Origin of the sequence: Halarchaeum acidiphilum MH1-52-1, from assembly GCF_000474235.1 — an archaeon.
In the GTDB taxonomy this organism is placed as follows: domain Archaea; phylum Halobacteriota; class Halobacteria; order Halobacteriales; family Halobacteriaceae; genus Halarchaeum; species Halarchaeum acidiphilum.
On sequence record NZ_BATA01000153.1, the window covers coordinates 1 to 694 of the forward strand.

Here is a 694-nt window from a genome sequence, read left to right on the forward strand (position 1 = left end):
CTGAAAGAGGAGTACGGACTTGGATACCGCGAACGACTCCGACTCGAAGTTCGGGGCGATCCGAACTGGAAAGAGTACGACAAGCAGGGTCGGTTGGAACTGTATTACGACGACGTGAGCGAGACGCTCAGGGCCTTTCAGCCAGTCACAATCGACAATTCTCGACTGGCACAACCACTGGCGGAGGAAGCCGCCGCCTTGGACATCGGCGCGAACAACATCGTCGCCTGCACGACCACGACCGGCGAGCAGTACCTGTACGAAGGCCGCGACCTGTTCGAACGGTTCCGCGAAACGACGCAACGGATCGCCGAACTCCAGTCGAAGCTCCGCGAAGGGCGGTACAGTTCGAAGCAGATCGACTCGCTGTACCGAAGACGGACGCGACGGCGCGACCACGCGATGGACGCGCTTGTACGCGACTTGATCGAACGACTGTACGACGAAGGCGTTTCGACGGTGTACGTCGGCGACCTAACCGACGTACTCGAGACGCACTGGTCGGTTCGGACGAACGCCAAGTTGCACAACTTCTGGGCGTTCCGGCGGTTCGTCGGGGGGCTCGCCGATACCGCCGAGGAGTTCGGCATCACCGTCGAAGTCCGAACGGAAGCGTGGACCTCGCAGACGTGTCCGAACTGCGGGTCGACCGAGGACACGACGCGGCACCAGGGCACGCTGACCTGTACCTGTG

General features: G+C 61.8%; 1 protein-coding gene. It reads left to right on the forward strand.

The features are described 5' to 3' along the window. Positions 1 to 694: transposase (locus AOZ13_RS13625; RefSeq protein ID WP_148294614.1), on the forward strand; the 694-nt coding region annotated here is incomplete at both ends.